This window comes from Thalassotalea nanhaiensis, assembly GCF_031583575.1.
GTDB lineage: Bacteria > Pseudomonadota > Gammaproteobacteria > Enterobacterales > Alteromonadaceae > Thalassotalea_A > Thalassotalea_A nanhaiensis.
This window is the reverse complement of the sequence record NZ_CP134146.1, coordinates 2,767,465-2,784,868: the sequence shown is the minus strand read 5'-3', so window position 1 is coordinate 2,784,868 and position 17,404 is coordinate 2,767,465. Positions and strand designations below refer to the sequence as shown.

Here is a 17,404-nt window from a genome sequence, read left to right as displayed (position 1 = left end):
ATGGAAGAGCTAGAGCATGGATTCAAAGGGTAATAAACTAAGCTCTTGGGCAGAATCAATTGTATTATTATTTATTTCATTCTACATTTTTCTTATTCCCGCAGGTATCTTGGTGATCGATTTGCAGGATGCAGGCTTGAAAAATAATGATATCCCAAGTTTTACCTATCGTTGGCATTCTCGGATTTCAAAAGATATTGTAGCCTGGTCGGCGGAGCGTGTTGATGCAGAAATGGGTTCCAATCTAAGCATTAATGATATTTCGGGAACAGAATGGCCTATGTTTAGCGCTGTGTTTTTCCTATGGTCGACTGAAGCACTCCAGGATAATTGGGCTCTCAATCCCGATGCATCTCAACAAGCACCAGTAGAATATTCTAAAGATGCCATTGAGGCGGCTGCACAATTAATAGTTGATCCAGATAATGCATCATGGGTAAAACAACACTGGGGAGATAATTACCTACACAAAGAGAATGCCTTTTATAGAATGCTTTTAATTTCAGGACTATCGAGTTATCAGAAATTAACAGGGGACGATCAATATAAGGAAATACTAGTCGATCAAGTGAATTCATTAACAAATGAATTAGACCATTCGCCATTCGGTCTACTGGACGATTATCCAGGCGAGTGCTACCCAGTCGATATACTCCCAGCGATAGCTGCGATAAAAAGAGCAAATGAATTGATTGGTGTTGATGATTCGGAGTTTGTAAAACGCTCTTTACGAGCCTTCCAAGGCAATGCATTAGATTCCGAAACTAACTTGCCTGCTTATGTAGCGAATTCAAAAACTGGTGTTGGCTATGGTCCTGCTCGCGGTGTCGGAATTTCATATATGCTAATTTGGGCGCCTGAACTCTGGCCAGACACAGCAAGTCGTTGGTATGAGCAGTATGAAAAATACTTCTGGAAAGAAAGCCTACTCATATCAGGCTTCCATGAGTTTGCGATTAATAGCAATAACATGGCCTTCTCCGATGTAGATTCTGGACCAGTCATTGGCGGATATGGTGTGGCGGCAAGCGCTTTCGGAATTGGTGCAGCAAGGGTCAATAATAGAATACAGCAATCATACGCACTTTCCACTGAGGCATTGGTTGCTTCATGGCCTTTACCAAATGGCACTCTTATGATTCCAAGATTACTTTCAAATCTGTCTGATGCTCCTTACTTAGGTGAGACTGCTTTGTTGTTTGTTTTGACACGCAAAGCTTTAATAAAATCTGAAGATTCACAAGAAGTATACCTGCCACCTTTTGTTTATTTGTTTTTGACCTTCTATATCCTTTCGGGAGCGGCCATATTCCGATGTGCGATTAGTCCAATATTAAAAAAGAGCTGAGATGATGTTTAACTCTTAATTAACATGCTTTTTATGCGCAGTATTAGACACCGCTTTGCCGCTAGTTAACGCAGCATTATCGACCAACTGCTTTTGGCACTGATTTGACCTTAAGCTACTGAAAAGGTTATGGTCTCCTAAGAGCGATGAACGGACATGCTTAAGTAATGAAAAAGGGTTTAGATGAAGATTGTAGCAAAAGGGATAAGCATTGGTTTGTTGTTATTACTTTCTTATAATGCTGTTGCTACATCTATAATGAATGTTGAACCTTGTACGTATAAACATATCCGAAACTCAACTGAATCGCCCCCGTATACCTCTTTAATGACATGCAAATTAGCGCAACATAAAATCTCTTTTAAATTGACAACTCCAACGTTAACGCCTTTGAAAAATTGCTCATTAATTGAGGAAAGGATAGAGCCATTATCAAAATACACTTCATATGCACCAGCGGTAAACGGTATTTGCCCAAATCATAGAAGTGGGTTATATGTTCCAATGATATATGGCTCAGAAATCTTTGATGACGATTTCGTTTTTAATCAAATACTAGAACTTAAATCTGATTTAGAGAAAAGTGGTGCTTTTGCCAGAGACAGAATTGATATCCCTTTTTATAAGTTTTGGTTTTGTGATGAGTGCGATGAATTCTTTGCCGCACTCAATAAAAGTGACTCAATTATTATTCGCTCGATAAATATGAACTACCCCGATAAGAACGTAGCAAGTGTAGCAATTAAAATTGGAGATAATCGATGGCGACTGACGCTACACCAAATTGAAAATGAGTTTTTTGTAAAGCAGCTACATAGAACCCATTAGTAAATGATTGACAAAAACGACTGACTGCATACTTGAGACCATGAGTAATATAACGTAGTGTATTCAAAAGCCTAACGGCTGAAAAGAGCGATAACCAGACTAATTTAATGATTAAGAATAGATAACAAATGATTAAAATATTTACTTTTCTAGCTATACTTTTGAGTTTCTCAGCTTTAACCAAAGAAGAGTGCGTAACCGAAGAAAAATTAAATACTTTATTAAACAGCGGTCAACTAGATTTATTGCTTAAACCTAAATTCACTTTTGAAAAATCTCTGGAAGAAATGGATTTTCTAAGTGTTATAAGAGACTCACTCAACGTTAATGATGAAACTCAACTTCTTTTGATTGAGAATATTGACCTTACAATTGATAGTGAGATTAATTTGATAATTTTATCCATACAATCAGGAATAATTAACAAAGAACTTAAAAATCATAAAAAGTATATTAAACGTGTTATTAAAGATATCGAAGTCTCAAGAGAGAAGTATCCTAGTAATAATGGTTCAACTTCACTTGAAAAATTTAAGTATTTAGTGGAAATGGTAGAAGTTTAAATATTATTAATAGTTAGCATTTGTTTTAATTTGACCTCAACTTATTGAAAAGGTTAAGGTCTCTTTCACGCCCTGAGTCCTTCAGTCAACTAAATATTCGCAATCAATGGTGAGTTTCTATCTTTCAAAGCCTGCAAATATCTACTCTCTGAGTAAGGCGTTTTCGACTTCCAACAGCGAAATAATATACGTACCCATTTGAAAGCTAAACTCCGAACAGCGGCTTGATGAGAGCCTCCTTTGGCTCTTTGTTGGTCGTAATACAGTTTCGCCCAGAATGACTGATATATAGATCTATCCGCCCATTCAATGAATGATTGTCTGAGAAATTTTGAACATTGCCAACGCCAGTGAACCCAACATTTTTTGCCACTTCGTTCTGTTACAGGGGCTATACCTGCGTACATTTGAATCTCTGATGCTGTGTCAAAACGAGATCGATTTTCTCCCATAGCGACCAGTAATCTGGGCGCTAAACATATGCCTGTTCCTGGTAACGATTTAAACAAATCAGCATCGGGCATCTCTTTGAAAATAAGTGCTATCTCAACATCATATTCTTTAATAGATTTAATGACGGTATGAAGCTGTTTAACTAGCGTCGAACTAAGCAGTTCATGAGTATCAATGACGGCTTTATCGTCTGTCAGTTGAGTTGACTCTTTGATTGAGGCTATGCGTTTTTCTAGCAATGTTACTGCGTTACCACCGTGCTCCAAGAAGAACTGTCGGACAGTTGATTCGTGAGCTCGACGTAATTTTTGAAGACTTGGCCATCGTAATATGAAGTCAGCAAATAATTTTGTATCACGATGACTGAACCAGCTAAGTGGTTGAGGGTAATACTGTTTTAACGTGTTATTTAATCGATTAGCAAACCGCCGCCTATCTTCAACAAACCGACGACGTTGTTCGACTAAGAATGCGAGTTTACGCATATCCTCACTTTCCAATTTCAACGGCGTGATCAGTTTTGGATAATTGATCATTAAACCCAATGCAATTTCAGCATCCGTGGGATCATCTTTAGCACCACTTGGCGAAAATGCTGAACGGTACTTGGCAAGCATGGCAGGATTGATTGGAAATATGGTGATGAAATCATACTTCTGTAATGCATAAACAATCGGTCCTCGACATAGCTCTACGGCCGCATGAATATTACCTTTGTATTGCTTATGTAGCTTTAAAATCCATTCATCGACAGATTCTGGTGAACTATCAACAACAACGAATGAACGACTTCCATCGGGTAGCTGAATACACACATCGTGTTTCTTGGTTGCCCAATCAATACCAATGTGTAATATTGGTTTTTGTTTCGTAGTCATGTGCTATCTCCTCATAGTAAAGTCAGGAGAACCAAGGCTCTTCGAAATCAATATAATGAGCTGTTTGAAGCGAGCCCTGAGTATTCGTTATAGAGCTTGGTAGTACCTGCAACATCGAAGCTAAAAGAGTAAACATACAAGTTGTTCTGAGCGAGTTATTCGTATGAAGCAGGCACATGACCTGAACTAAATAAGTATGGTTTAATTCAGGACTAAAAGATTATAAAGAGCGAGCAGCAGCCGTTGAAAAAAACGCAACAATTGCATTTATTGAACTTCACAAAAGGGCTTCTTAAGCAGACATGAATTCATTAAAGTGGAAAAATTTGTACTTGGAACTTAAATTTATAGATAGGTTCCTATTGCCAATTTGCTTCATTTTTATATTAAGTGGTGCTGCAAATAATGGCTTCACTAGTTTCTTTTTCGCATTGCCTTTTGTTGTTTTATTTTGTATTCGTTTGCTTAGTTATAAAAAAGAAACTAGGAATGCGATTTTGATTGTTACCGCGCTAGTCTGCATCCCTCTACTCCCTAAAGAAATGAACACCTTGTATTACCCGAATATAGGAGCAGAAATCCAAATAGATGCCGCCTGGGGGTACGCTAAATATCATGATTCTGAATATTTATCACTATGGAAAAGAGAGTTTATTGAGAGTGATTCACGCGCTGATATTAAAGGTAGATTTACAGCACCATTAACTTTGCGTATGACTAAAGTAAGTGCATCCCACCCTAGCATGGGAGTTTCATTATGGCCTGTTTTTGTTGATAGCAATGGTGTTGAATACACAATATCTGAAAGCTCATTACTAAGCAGTCTAAAAGATGGCTCAATCCAAAGTCATGACTTTTCTGGAGTAAATAACTTACAATCTAGATGGACGTTTTTCTTAGGTCTTCTTATGTCCTGGCCATTAATCTTTATTCTGATTTTATAAAATAAAAGTTATTACCCATAATAGGGGGACATAAATAAGTGAGTGGCAGCTACTGGCACTTTTGAGACGTTCAATAGATCCTGAAACAAGTTCAGGAAGTAGGAACTTTTATAGCCACGATACGCTTAATGAGGTCCCCGATGTCGCTTGAGCTCCTCGAGGATGACGGCGTATTTTCTCTACTACCGCTCCTGGCACTTTTGAGACGTTCAATAGATCCTGAAACAAGTTAAGGAGGTTGAATTTTTTATATCCACAATACGCTTAATGAGGTCCCCGATGTCGCTTTGGCTCGACAATTGCTCCTGCATTGTTCTAACTACGTGCATCCATGCACTAGTCCTCGAGGATGACGGCGTATTTTCTCTACTTCTGTTTCTGGCACTTTGCAGACCCACAGCGTCACTGAAGGAGGCCCCATGTCTCGCTTAGGCTCGCACAGGATGACGTGGTTAATTGTTTCTGATTATCGTATAGATACTTAGAAGTTAAACGACTCTGATTGGCACTTTAGGAGCGTTACTTAATTATTTTTATGATCTGCTTAAACTCTTCGCATTGAGCATCGCCTAACAGTTCAAATAAGGCCATTTCAGTATTAGTTAGGGTTAGGCCTTTATTTTGCATTTTTAATAAGGCTATTTGCTTGTTCGTTGCGGTTCTGGATGAAACCGCATCGGAAACTATCTCTACGTAAAAATCCTGTTTATGCAAATCCATTGCTGTTTGATACACACAAACATGTGACTCTATACCTGCAACTAACACTTGCTTTCTACCGACGTTTTTCAGAGCAGTCATAAACTCAGTATTTTTAACGGCACTGAACGTAGTTTTGCTAATAGGTGATTGGTTAGGAAGTAAACTTGATATTTGAACAATAGTGTCGCCAATGGCACCAGGTGTTTGCTCTACCCAAATAATAGGAATATTAAGGATTTGCAAACTTTTTATAAGCTTTTGCAAATTGCTAAATAAGGTTTGTTTGTCTTGCATTAACCCTGCAAGATTACCTTGCACATCAACTAATACAAATACTGTATCTTCTTTATTTAGCATACAAAAATCGTTCTTATTATTTTATTGGATTGGTTAATCTATTACTTTTTTGACGATTGTTCAAATTTTGCTAACTGTTCAGGTGTTGCAGGAAGTTGGTGTTTTTCTTTCCATTCGCTGTAAGGCATACCGTAAACTTGCTCTCGCGCCGTATCTATATCGATTGTTTCACCTAGTTTTTCAGCTTCACTAACTGTCCATTTTGAAAAACAATTGCGACAAAATCCGGCAAGATTCATCAGTTCAATATTCTGTACGTCTTTACGAGAATCTAAATGGGCTAATAAACGGCGAAATACCGCGGCTTCAATTTGTGTTTGTTTATCTACTGACATAATTTTTACTACTATTAATTAAAAGGTTTGCTTAGGTCCCGTAACGAATACGGGACGACTACAGTTGGCTGTTAGAAATAATCGCTGTTAGCGTCTATTTCTTCGTTATCTTGTGTTTCATTTGGGGTTTCTTCATCAATCACTTCGGGTTTCTCATGGCGACGAATTTGTACGATCATGCCCATGTATGGGTGATCGAAATAATGAACCTCACCGCTGATCACCCTACGGTTCTGTTTGAATGGGACTAAGTTATCACTGGGCTTGTCATTGTTATTACTTGTTGTTTCGGTAATGACATTAAACTGACTGTTGATATAAAGGTAATGGTCTAAGTGCACATTAAACAAGCCGTCTATATGCCAATTTTGTTTGTGTTGTTTATCAATGTTTTCAGTTGCCGCTGTGGTTTGTTCATCGAATAATGGTTGAATCTGCTGATTTTTAATTTGTTTCGTCAATACATCTAACTGGATATTATTTTGTTCAATATCTTCGATGATTTGGCCTAAATGATTTGTGATAATTTCTTGTTTTTCTTCTTCAGTTATTTGCAAATCTTTATCAAGTTCAATCACATCATCGTTGGTAACTTTAGTTAAAGATTGATTCTCTCCAGCCATAAGTCGAACTGGTTTGGCTGCGCGTCTATCTACAACAGCTTGACGCCAGGCTACGTGCAATAGAGGTTTAAAGTGTTTTGACCGGCTTAGAGATTGTCTAATATGTGTTAGTTCTAAGCTATCTTTATTAAGTAAATAAGGAACATTGGCATATAAGTCTTCATTAGCAGAGATGACTCTTGGAATTTGATAAAACTCTTTATCAATTGCATTTTCAAAAATATTTACCTCATTTTGCTTACAAGCTAATGACAGGTTTTCTAATTCTTGTTCAACTTCTGCAAGGCTTACTTTACTCTTCGTAGAACCCTTTACTTTATCAATATTGTCAGCAGAATTTATCTCATTCCTAGTGTTAACTGGGGGACACGTGTCTAATTGTTGTTTAAAATTTACAATGTTTTGCAAATAACCGTTGAGCAAAGAAACGTTGTTTACAGCTTTACCATTGTTCAAGGCAACTTGTTGGTTAAAGTCTTCGTTGTAACGAGATTTATCGATCAATTGCTCGAGCAATATCACTTCGATTTCAAACCAACGCTCAGCAGGCTCCTCCTCCGGAAGTTCATCTTGTGCACTTGCGTTAGCAACAAACAAGCACAAAAACATAAAACCTACATGCGCCAGTTTCGCAAGCGCAGGTTTAATCTGTTTATTACACATTGATGTTAAAGTTGTCATTGCATTGTTTACTTGCATATTAATCATTATTCCTTAGGCAATACTTTTGTTTAAACTGTCTAGCATCTTGTTGATTAAGGTAAAGCGGGCTTGATTATCTTCAGTTTTAATTGCAAATTTTAGTTTATTCGCACCATCCATTTTATAAATTGATGGTTGTTGCTGGATTAAGCCTATTATAAGCATAGGATCAATTTTAGTGCTGCTATTAAATTCGATTGAACCACCATTTATACCTGCATCAATTCTTGATATTCCGATGTCTTCAGCGGTTAAGCGTAATTTGGCGATAAAAAATATGTGTTTAGTTGCTTGCGGTAATAAACCAAAACGGTCAATTAATTCAATTTGAATTTCATCCAGCTCCTGGTTGTCTTTACAGCTGGCGATACGTTTATAAAATGATAAACGCATGCTGACATCATAAATGTAATCATCAGGTATTAACGCGGGTACACGCAATTCAATTTCAGTTTGCTTAGCGGTTAAATCTTCTAGCGAAGGTTGTTTACCTTCTTTTAATGCCGCCACTGCCTGATCAAGCATTTCCATGTATAAGCTGAAACCAATACTGGCCATTTGCCCTGACTGGTCTTCGCCTAACAACTCACCCGCACCACGAATTTCCAAGTCATGTGTCGCCAACGCAAAACCTGCACCTAAATCTTCTAGTTGTGATATCGCATCTAGGCGCTTAATTGCATCTTTGGTCATACGCTTAGGGTGGGGCGTTAATAAATAAGCATACGCTTGATGATGCGAACGCCCAACACGACCACGCAATTGGTGTAACTGTGCTAAACCTAAATGATCGGCTCTGTCCATAATAATGGTGTTTGCAGTAGGAATATCGATGCCCGTTTCAATAATAGTGGTACACACTAATACATTATAACGTTGATGATAAAAATCACTCATAATACGTTCTAGTTCGCGTTCACGCATTTGACCGTGAGCAACAATAATTTTTGCTTCTGGCAGCAAGTCTTGAAGTTCTTGAGCTGTTTTTTCAATGGTTTGAACATTGTTATGCAGGAAGTATACTTGACCACCACGCAACACTTCACGTAATACAGACTCTCTGATCAAGCCGTTTTCACGTTCACGTACAAAGGTTTTTACGGCTAATCGCTTTGCCGGAGGTGTTGCAATTATTGATAAATCTCGCATTCCTCCCATAGCCATATTTAGTGTTCTAGGAATAGGTGTTGCGGTAAGGGTCAAGATATCAACATTGGCACGCAGTTTTTTGATTTTCTCTTTTTGTTTTACGCCAAAGCGATGCTCTTCATCAACAATAAGTAATCCTAAGTCTTTAAATTTAATGTCATCAGACAATAATTTATGAGTGCCTATAAGAATATCAATGTTACCGGTAGCGATTTCACTAATCACTTCCTTTTGCTGCTTAGATGTTTTAAAACGTGACAGTACTTCAATATTTATTGGCCAATTTGCAAACCGATCACGAAAATTCTCATAATGTTGTTGTGCCAGCAGGGTAGTTGGGACTAACACCACAACTTGTTTTGAGTCATTGGCGGCAACAAAGGCTGCTCGCATGGCAACTTCAGTTTTACCAAAGCCAACATCACCACAAACCAGACGGTCCATGGTTTTGTGATCCAGCATGTCAGCTATAACATTGGTAATGGCATTTTGTTGATCAAGAGTTTCTTCAAAGCCAAAGCTTTCTGAAAAACTTATGTACTCTTCTTTATTTCGTTTAAATGCATAGCCATGACTTTGTGCTCGTTTTGCATAAATATCGAGTAGGTCAGCGGCTACATCTTTAATTTTCTCTGCGGCTTTTTTCTTCGCTTTTGACCAAGAGTCGGTGCCTAATTTATGAATTGGTGTTGTATCGCTGTTTGAGCCTGAATAGCGAGAAATTAAATGTAATGAGGCAACTGGCACATAAAGCTTGGCGTCATTAGCATAACTTAACATTAAAAATTCAGTGCTGATCCCTTGGTTTTCAAAGGTCTGTAAGCCTTGATAGCGGCCAATACCATGCTCGATATGTACAACCGGTTGATTTAACGACAGCTCAGTCAGGTTTTTAAATATTGCTTCACTGTTGGTTTCTTGTTGTTTAGTTCTGCGTCTGGCTTGCTTTACTCGGTCAGTGAATAAATCATCTTCAGTGATTACGGCAAAATTAAGATCGGTTTTGATGTCTGTTTGAGAAACAATAAAACCGTGGTTAAGTGCATTAACCGTAATTGCAATTGGCAACTCTGATGAAATGAAGCTGCTTAGATCATCAACATTTTTTGGCGTTATTTGTTCTCGGGAAAGTAACTCTAAAAGAGTCTCTCTTCGGCCTTGGCTTTCAGCGACAAATAACACTTGCTGGTTGTTTTGTGCTGCACTTTCTAGAAACTGACAAACATTTTGTAAAGGCTGTTTAAGTTGATGGTTAACCGCAACGCTGGGTAACGCTGCAGTGGCATAGTTTACATTCCCAGCTTTATCATTGAGCTTAATTGCTTGGCTTTCTTTATCGGCTACCTTTATATTCACTCGATCATGTTGCTTTAATGTCGCAAACAATTGTTCTCGAGTTAAAAACAACTTATCTGGTGGCAGTAACGGCCTTAACGGATCGTAACGTCTATCTTCATAGCGGTACTGAGCGTCCAGGTTGAATTGTTCAAGGTTTTTATCAATATCACCGTGAATTAATACTTGTGTATTGATTGGCAAGTATTCAAATAAGGTTGCTGTTTGTTCAAAAAATAGCGGTAAATAATATTCGATACCTGCCGGTAAAATATTTTTACTGACATGATGATATACCGAATCTTTATCGTTATTCGCTTTTAATATTTCACGATATTGGCTTCTAAATAATTCTATTGCCGCCTTATCAGTTGGAAATTCATGAGCTGGCAATAATTCAATGTTGGCGATGGTATCTTTTGAACGTTGATCTTCAACATCAAAGGTTCGAATGCTGTCTATTTCATCATCAAAAAAGTCTAAACGATAGGGCGTATTATTACCCATAGGGTAAAGATCTAGAATAGCGCCGCGAGCACTAAATTCACCATGTTCAAGAACTTGGTCAACAGCTCTATAACCACTGGCCTCTAATTCTGTACGCATTTGATGTAAATCTTTTTTATCGCCTGTTTTTATCAGTAAACTGTTTGCTTCAATATACTGTTTTGGCGCTATGCGATGTACTAAGGTATGGGCCGGAACAATGACAATGCCTTTACGCATTCGTGATAAGCGATAAAGCGTTTGTAGTCGTTGTGAAATAATATCTTGATGAGGCGAAAAGCTATCGTACGGTAGAGTTTCCCAATCGGGAAATAAGCAGATATCCAAGTCTTGATCATTAATGCTAAGTAATTCATGTTCAAGCTTAAGCGCGGTTGCTGTATCTTCGGTAATTAATAAAGTAAGACTGTTAGAGTTAGCCGCGGCAAAATAAATAGCAACACTGGCACTGGAACCGTGCAAGTTAGCCCATTGTTTTTTATCTTTTAAAGTGGCATCAACTTTACTTAACGCTAATAAAGGCGAAAATATACTACTGGTTTGGCTCATTGTTTAGTTTACTAGAGTGAAAGACTACATTTAGCGTTTGATTTTAGCCGTTAACACAGTCATTGTCATACTAAATTACATATTATTATCTTGTTCTACTTGTACTAAACAGTGCAAGCTTTTATCATTTAACGACATCTTCAAAAAAAATTATAAATATAAATGTTTCAACCGGTTAGTCTTTTTATCGGATACCGCTACAGTCGCAGTCAAAGCCGCTCTGGTTTTGTATCTTTTATCACCTTTTTTTCAATCGCCGGTATCTTATTAGGCGTGGCTGCATTGATCTCTGTGGCCTCCGTTATGAACGGCTTCGAAGGTCAGTTAAAGCAACGAATTTTAGGCCTGGTTCCTCATGTTGTGGTACAGAGCGAACAGCAAAGCATTAATGATTGGCGCGAACTCATTGCAAAGTTTGAAGCTGACCCATCAATTAAAGGGGCAACGCCCTATTTAGAAAGTGAATCATTTATTCAGTCGCCAAGTAAATTGGAAGGCGTTTTAATGCAGGGGATTTACCCTGAATATGAACAAAAGTACTCATTATTAGCCGAAAAAATGCAAGTAGGGCAGTTAACAGACTTAGTCCCTGGAAAATACCAAATGGTAATGGGCGTTTCTTTAGCGCGTAAACTAGGTATTCGTATTGGCGACAAAATCAGATTGGCTTTACCAAATAAAACTATTTTCACTCCAATGGGCAGGGTACCTGTACAACGCAAGTTTACCTTGGTTGGCGTTTTTCATGTTGGCTCGCAAGTAGATGATCATATGGTCATTATTCACGGCCAGGATGCCGCACGTTTATTACGAAAAGATAAAGACAGCGTTGAGAATATTCGTTTATATCTTAACGATGCCTTTGATGCGCAACCTTTAGCAGAGCAACTCAGCTTAAATCCTGAGTTTAACCAGTTAAATTTTACCACTTGGGATAAAACTCAGGGAAATCTATTTGCGGCAGTGCGCATAGAAAAAAACATGATGTGGTTAATGTTAAGTTTAATTGTCGCCGTAGCAGCATTTAATATTGTATCGGCACTGGTTATGGTTGTTATCGACAAACAAGGTGAAATCGGTATTTTGCAAACGTTGGGTTTAAAGCCCAAGCAGGTTTTACAAATATTTATCACTCAGGGCATGGTGAACGGCTTATGGGGCGTTACGCTTGGATCTATTATTGGCGTGATTTTTACTTTAAACATAAATAGCGTTCTATCATTGTTTGGGGTTAACGTATTAGGCTCAGGTTTTGTCATGCAAACCTTACCCATCGACTTACAATATCAACAAGTATTAATTATTATTCTATCGGCATTGGTGATGAGTTTCACAGCAACCTTATACCCAGCTTATAGAGCATCTAAAACACAACCCGCAGAGGTTTTACGAAATGAATAATGTGTTAGTGTGCCAGCAACTGGTTAAAGAATATCAGCAAGGGCCACAAACAACTGCAGTATTAACTGGCTTAGACTTAACGGTTAAAGCAGGGGAGTTACTGGCAATCGTTGGTAGCTCAGGCTGTGGTAAAAGTACCTTTTTGCATTTGGCAGGAGCACTGGATACACCTACATCAGGCAGTGTTGAAATTGATAATGTCGATATTTATGGTTTATCTGCATCGAAAAGAGCAGAATTTCGAAATAAACATTTAGGGTTTATTTATCAATTTCATCATTTAATGATGGAGTTTAGCGCCGAAGAAAATGTAGCTATGCCACTGCTTATCCGCGGTGACAAACCAAAAAAAGCGTTAGCAGAAGCACAAAATATGCTCGCTAAAGTCGGTCTTAGTCACCGTACCCATCATCGCCCATCAGAGCTGTCTGGTGGTGAACGCCAACGTGTAGCGATTGCCAGAGCTTTGGTTACCAAGCCGTCTTTAGTATTAGCGGATGAACCAACCGGTAATTTAGACTTTGATACTGCAGAGCAAATATTTCAATTAATTCAGGAGTTAAATCGCTCCGAAAACACCAGCTTTGTTGTTGTTACCCACGATTTAACGCTAGCCGGCCGTATGGACAGGCAATTAAAGCTGGACCATGGGAAATTACTTGATGTTTAAACCGTTAAGTATTTTCATCGGCTTACGCTACGTATCGTCTAATCGAAGCAAAGGGTTTGCTTCGTTTATATCAGCATCTTCGACCATAGGTATTGGTTTAGGTGTCATGGTGCTTATTATCGTGCTGTCTGCAATGAATGGTTTTGAGCGAGAATTAGCCAAACGCTTACTTTCAATTGTCCCTCATGGTGAATATATTGCAGTAACTAAGCCTATAGAAAACTGGCAACAACAGGTAGAGCATTTAGAGACATTTGAGCATGTACTTGCTGCCGCACCAGTGATCAAACTTGGCGGTTTATTGCAAAAGGGCGAGCAACTTAAAGGATTAGAAGTTAGAGCCGTAGATATTGCACTTGAAGCAAAAGTGTCAAAAATAACCGACTTTATTAGTGCCGGTAAATGGACCGATTTAACTGGGCAATCTCTCGTTATTGGTAAAGGAATTGCTAAAAAGCTGAACGTTAAAGTTGGGGATACCGTGCAACTTATCTTGCCACGACTCAATGGTAATAATAGTAATAGTCAGTTTGCTGCACCGAAAAAACGTAATATGACCATAGCTGCTATTTTCGATTTTGGCGGCGCAATTGACGAAACACTGGCTTACATGCCATTAAGTGTTGGTAGTGAAATTGCAGATATTGGGACTGATGTACATGGCATTAGAATAGCCGTTGATGATGTATTTCAAGCGCCTGTAATTGTTAGAGACATTGGTCAACAGCTTGATATATATGTGTATATGAATGATTGGACTCGAACCCAAGGGCATGTATTTAACGATATTCAATTACTGCGCACGGTTATGTTTGTGGTGATGCTTATGGTTATTGCCGTTGCTAGTTTTAATATCGTCTCAAGCCTGTTTATGGCGGTAAATGATAAAAAAGGTGATATCGCCATTTTAAAAACTATGGGGGCTAAACCTAAAACTATAATGCTTAGTTTTGTTTACCAAGGCTTGGTAAATGGCGTACTTGGTGCCCTTATAGGCGCGCTTTGTGGCGTGTATTTATCAAAAAACTTAACCGAAATTATTCGCAGTATTGAGTCAATGTTAAATACCAAGTTTTTATCTGGTGATGTTTATTTTATCGACTTCTTGCCAACCGAGTTAGATATACGAGATGTTATTTTTACGGTTGTTGCTGCGCTAATATTAAGTTTAATTGCTACCTTGTATCCCGCTTGGCGAGCAACAAAAATAGACCCCGCACAAGTGTTAGGTCAAGGTGGTTAAAACCTGCACCTGAATAGTGTGATGTCGCGATAGTTAGAACACAAAATAGATTGAATTAACAGTATTGAAATGATAGTTTTATTGTCTTTATGTGCAAATATGATGTCCCTTCGGGTATTTAAGCATTAAAAATAAAATAAACTAATAAAAACAATAATGATAAGGAAGTTGAAAGTGTTCAAAAAATCTCCGCTGTTTCTGCTGTTGATGCTATTTAGTATCTGTTTCAGTGCCAATGCCAACAATTGGTCCCACCTGTTTGATCGACCAGAATATTTAGGGGTTAAAATATCCCCTGATGGCAACCATCTTGCTGTCAAGATACTGAAAGATGATAAACCCGCATTAGCGTTTATAGAAAGAGCAACAATGAAAGTTACTGGTAGTGCCATTTTGCCAGGGAATAATGAAGTAGGCTATTACGAGTGGGTAAATAACGAACGTGTGGTAATACAAATAAACCAGCGTGAACCTTGGAGTAAAGAGTCCTATTTTTATGGTGAGTTGTACGCAATAAATAAGGATAGCTCTAAGGCTAAACTCATTTATGGTTACCGAGCTGGCAGTAAGCAGGTGGGCAGTAACATTAAAAAGAACCAACAAATCATCGGTTGGGCTCAAGTTATTGATTTTCTACCTGAGGATGACAAGCACATTCTGATAAGCTCTACTCCTCAAAGTAGGCACAGTGATGTAATTGCATCTATTTTTAAAATTGATGTTTACACCGGAAAAATCAAGCAAAAACTTGGTAAAGGTCCTGCGCCAAAAGCACGCTTTATTACCGATGTTGACGGTAATTTAAAAGTTGCCACCGCGATTGATAAAAATTACAACCGACAAGCTTATTTAAAGAAGGGGGATGAATGGCATCAAATTCCTGAGGCAAATTTTGGTCAATACTTTACACCATTAACAGTTAACCAATCAGGTGAACATCTTTATGTTATAGATAATTTTGAACAAGATATTGCTGGTTTGTTCAAATTAAACTTAACTGATGGCAGCTATAAACACATATTAACCGATAAAAAAGTTGATATTAGCGCGGTTAATAAAACGGTTGATAAACGTAACGTTTATGCGCTGCGAGTAGATGATGAATTTCCCGCTTATTACATGTTGAATAAATCGTTACCGGAAGCAAAGGTTTTTAAAAAGCTTGTGGCATCATTTCCAGGACATGTTATCGACATTACCAGTCAAACTGAAGATGGTAAGCTTTCGATAGTTAGAACGTCATCAGATATTGAAGCAGGTACGTTTTACCTATTCGATAATGAAAAAAACTCGTTAAGCTTAATGTTTAAATACTACCCTAACCTTGACTCCAACAAGTTGGTGTATACCGATCCTATTAAATTTACTACTTCAGACAATCTTGAGATCAGCGGTTTATTTACCCAGGGAAAAGTAGCTAAAAAAGGCGAAATAGCGCCATTGATCGTTTATGTTCACGGTGGCCCTCACGCAAGGGATTACTGGGGATTTGATGCCACAAACCAGTACTTGGCTTTAAATGGCTATTCAGTTTTGCAAATAAACTTTAGAGGCTCATCAGGTTACGGTTCTACGTTTGAAGAGGCTGGCTACAGAAACTGGGGCTCGGCTATTCAACAAGATATTTTAGAAGCTTATAACTGGGCAATTAACACCGGCAAAGCTGAGAAAGGTAAAGCCTGTGTAATGGGCGCAAGTTTTGGTGGTTATTCGGCAGTTCAAAGCGCTATTAATTACCCTGATACATATAAGTGCGCCGTTGCTTATGCTGGCGTATATGATTTAGAGTTCATGTATGACGAAGGTAATATAAAACGACTTTACTCGGGCAAAAGTTACCTTGAAAAAACTTTAGGTACAGATGAAACCGTATTAAAAGCAATGTCACCAGTTCATGGCGTGGATAAAATAAACATACCGTTGTTAATCGCTCATGGTGAACTGGATAAACAAGTGCCGTTTGAACATTCAGAGCGTTTAATTGACGCGCTTGATGAGTCAAATAAAGAATACATCTGGTATCCAATTGAAGGTGAAGGTCATGGGTTCTTTGATCCGGAAGACAAAAAGGAATACATGAATAACGTGCTGAAGTTTTTAAATGAGCATTTAATGTAAGGCTTACTTCACCGAGTTTTCTACTTAGTTAGTAGAGAATAAAGTATTAAAATCATTTAGTTAAACTCTTAATCTTAAATCGAAGGTTAAGAGTTTTTTTATATTGAGTTGTTAATGGCCAGCAGATAATTTTTACTGGCCTTATTATGGTGGGGTACTGTGTTTAAAACCGGATTTTTAACGGTCTTTACGCTTTTTCCAACTGCTTGCTACTGAATAACGCCAAATACCATTAATGGTAAAATAACCTACGACTGAAAAGAACACTGCACAAACAGCACAGCCAAGTAGGAATGGACCGGCAACGGCTGATAAACTTGTCGTTAGCCACTCTACACTTAATTCAAAAGCAAAGTCTTGCGGTGGTACATTCATTAACACCGTGCCTAATTTATAACACCCGTAAAATATTGGTGGAATAGTAATAGGGTTGCTTAACCAAACAAGAGCTACCGAAAGAGGTAAGTTTGCATGGACTAAAATTGCCATTCCAGCTGCTAACATCATTTGAAATGGCACCGGAACAAAGGCGAAAAATAATCCAACTGCAAATGCTTTTGAAACAGAACGGCGATTAAGGTGCCATAAATTAGCGTCATGTAACACATCACCAAAAATTTGCAGGTGCTTATTTGTTTTGATGGTGTGATGATCAGGTAACCATCGTTTGATCATTTTCTTCGGCATATGTTTAGTTAA

At 38.2% G+C, this 17,404-nt stretch carries 14 protein-coding genes; 8 read left to right on the top strand and 6 right to left on the bottom strand.

Annotation, left to right across the window (positions count from 1 at the left end; all coding sequences use genetic code 11):
* Positions 1–16 precede the first annotated feature (16 nt).
* The 3 genes from RI845_RS12100 (at position 17) to RI845_RS12090 (ending at position 2,739) form a co-directional block, all read left to right on the top strand.
* The gene (locus tag RI845_RS12100) at positions 17–1,348 is read left to right on the top strand and encodes a hypothetical protein (protein WP_348386424.1); all 1,332 of its coding nucleotides are present in this window, start codon (positions 17–19) and stop codon (positions 1,346–1,348) included.
* Positions 1,349–1,531: 183 nt separating this feature from the next.
* The gene (locus RI845_RS12095; protein ID WP_348386423.1) at positions 1,532–2,176 is read left to right on the top strand and encodes a hypothetical protein; all 645 of its coding nucleotides are present in this window, start codon (positions 1,532–1,534) and stop codon (positions 2,174–2,176) included.
* 128 nt (positions 2,177–2,304) lie between these two features.
* Positions 2,305–2,739, top strand: coding sequence for a hypothetical protein (locus tag RI845_RS12090; protein WP_348386422.1), 435 nt, complete (start codon positions 2,305–2,307; stop codon positions 2,737–2,739).
* 89 nt (positions 2,740–2,828) lie between these two features.
* On the opposite strand, the gene RI845_RS12085 is transcribed toward RI845_RS12090, so the two are convergent.
* Positions 2,829–4,070 (bottom strand): IS110 family RNA-guided transposase, encoded by a 1,242-nt coding sequence (locus tag RI845_RS12085; RefSeq protein ID WP_348386421.1) that lies wholly within the window; start codon positions 4,068–4,070, stop codon positions 2,829–2,831.
* A 302-nt stretch (positions 4,071–4,372) separates the two neighbouring features.
* Here RI845_RS12085 and RI845_RS12080 point away from each other — a divergent pair, with 302 nt between their 5' ends.
* Positions 4,373–5,014: a hypothetical protein gene (locus tag RI845_RS12080; RefSeq protein ID WP_348386420.1), complete on the top strand. Its 642-nt coding sequence runs from the start codon at positions 4,373–4,375 to the stop codon at positions 5,012–5,014.
* Positions 5,015–5,533: 519 nt separating this feature from the next.
* Here RI845_RS12080 and RI845_RS12075 read toward each other — a convergent pair.
* The 4 genes from RI845_RS12075 to mfd all read right to left on the bottom strand — a co-directional run bounded on the left by RI845_RS12075 (position 5,534) and on the right by mfd (position 11,273).
* On the bottom strand, positions 5,534–6,073 hold the full coding sequence (locus tag RI845_RS12075; protein WP_348386419.1) for an isochorismatase family protein: 540 nt from the start codon (positions 6,071–6,073) through the stop codon (positions 5,534–5,536).
* A gap of 41 nt (positions 6,074–6,114) precedes the next feature.
* Entirely contained in the window at positions 6,115–6,408 is a 294-nt protein-coding gene (locus tag RI845_RS12070) for a DUF1244 domain-containing protein (protein ID WP_348386418.1), read from the bottom strand.
* 71 nt (positions 6,409–6,479) lie between these two features.
* Positions 6,480–7,730, bottom strand: a complete 1,251-nt coding sequence (locus RI845_RS12065; RefSeq protein WP_348386417.1) for a CsiV family protein — start codon at positions 7,728–7,730, stop codon at positions 6,480–6,482.
* Between the two features lie 15 nt (positions 7,731–7,745).
* Complete coding sequence (gene mfd, locus RI845_RS12060; RefSeq protein ID WP_348386416.1) at positions 7,746–11,273, bottom strand: transcription-repair coupling factor; 3,528 nt, start codon at positions 11,271–11,273, stop codon at positions 7,746–7,748.
* A gap of 162 nt (positions 11,274–11,435) precedes the next feature.
* Here mfd and RI845_RS12055 point away from each other — a divergent pair, with 162 nt between their 5' ends.
* The 4 genes from RI845_RS12055 to RI845_RS12040 all read left to right on the top strand — a co-directional run bounded on the left by RI845_RS12055 (position 11,436) and on the right by RI845_RS12040 (position 16,705).
* Positions 11,436–12,674 carry a lipoprotein-releasing ABC transporter permease subunit gene (locus RI845_RS12055; RefSeq protein ID WP_348386415.1) on the top strand — a complete coding sequence of 413 codons (1,239 nt, stop codon included), beginning with the start codon at positions 11,436–11,438 and terminating at the stop codon, positions 12,672–12,674.
* Positions 12,667–13,344 (top strand): lipoprotein-releasing ABC transporter ATP-binding protein LolD, encoded by a 678-nt coding sequence (gene lolD, locus RI845_RS12050; RefSeq protein WP_348386414.1) that lies wholly within the window; start codon positions 12,667–12,669, stop codon positions 13,342–13,344. The genes RI845_RS12055 and lolD overlap by 8 nt, the downstream gene beginning before the upstream one ends.
* Entirely contained in the window at positions 13,337–14,587 is a 1,251-nt protein-coding gene (lolE, locus tag RI845_RS12045; RefSeq protein ID WP_348386413.1) for a lipoprotein-releasing ABC transporter permease subunit LolE, read from the top strand. The genes lolD and lolE overlap by 8 nt, the downstream gene beginning before the upstream one ends.
* Before the next feature lie 174 nt (positions 14,588–14,761).
* Positions 14,762–16,705, top strand: a complete 1,944-nt coding sequence (locus RI845_RS12040) for an alpha/beta hydrolase family protein (RefSeq protein ID WP_348386412.1) — start codon at positions 14,762–14,764, stop codon at positions 16,703–16,705.
* A 177-nt stretch (positions 16,706–16,882) separates the two neighbouring features.
* Here RI845_RS12040 and RI845_RS12035 read toward each other — a convergent pair whose 3' ends face one another.
* Positions 16,883–17,392 carry a DUF2062 domain-containing protein gene (locus RI845_RS12035; protein WP_348386411.1) on the bottom strand — a complete coding sequence of 170 codons (510 nt, stop codon included), beginning with the start codon at positions 17,390–17,392 and terminating at the stop codon, positions 16,883–16,885.
* Positions 17,393–17,404: the final 12 nt, after the last annotated feature.

Coding starts and splice junctions, on each gene's coding strand:
- RI845_RS12100 (WP_348386424.1), top strand. CDS start 17: ATGGATTCAAAGGGTAATAAACTAAGCTCTTGGGCAGAATCAATTGTA.
- RI845_RS12095 (WP_348386423.1), top strand. CDS start 1,532: ATGAAGATTGTAGCAAAAGGGATAAGCATTGGTTTGTTGTTATTACTT.
- RI845_RS12090 (WP_348386422.1), top strand. CDS start 2,305: ATGATTAAAATATTTACTTTTCTAGCTATACTTTTGAGTTTCTCAGCT.
- RI845_RS12085 (WP_348386421.1), bottom strand. CDS start 4,070: ATGACTACGAAACAAAAACCAATATTACACATTGGTATTGATTGGGCA.
- RI845_RS12080 (WP_348386420.1), top strand. CDS start 4,373: ATGAATTCATTAAAGTGGAAAAATTTGTACTTGGAACTTAAATTTATA.
- RI845_RS12075 (WP_348386419.1), bottom strand. CDS start 6,073: ATGCTAAATAAAGAAGATACAGTATTTGTATTAGTTGATGTGCAAGGT.
- RI845_RS12070 (WP_348386418.1), bottom strand. CDS start 6,408: ATGTCAGTAGATAAACAAACACAAATTGAAGCCGCGGTATTTCGCCGT.
- RI845_RS12065 (WP_348386417.1), bottom strand. CDS start 7,730: ATGCAAGTAAACAATGCAATGACAACTTTAACATCAATGTGTAATAAA.
- mfd (WP_348386416.1), bottom strand. CDS start 11,273: ATGAGCCAAACCAGTAGTATATTTTCGCCTTTATTAGCGTTAAGTAAA.
- RI845_RS12055 (WP_348386415.1), top strand. CDS start 11,436: ATGTTTCAACCGGTTAGTCTTTTTATCGGATACCGCTACAGTCGCAGT.
- lolD (WP_348386414.1), top strand. CDS start 12,667: ATGAATAATGTGTTAGTGTGCCAGCAACTGGTTAAAGAATATCAGCAA.
- lolE (WP_348386413.1), top strand. CDS start 13,337: ATGTTTAAACCGTTAAGTATTTTCATCGGCTTACGCTACGTATCGTCT.
- RI845_RS12035 (WP_348386411.1), bottom strand. CDS start 17,392: ATGCCGAAGAAAATGATCAAACGATGGTTACCTGATCATCACACCATC.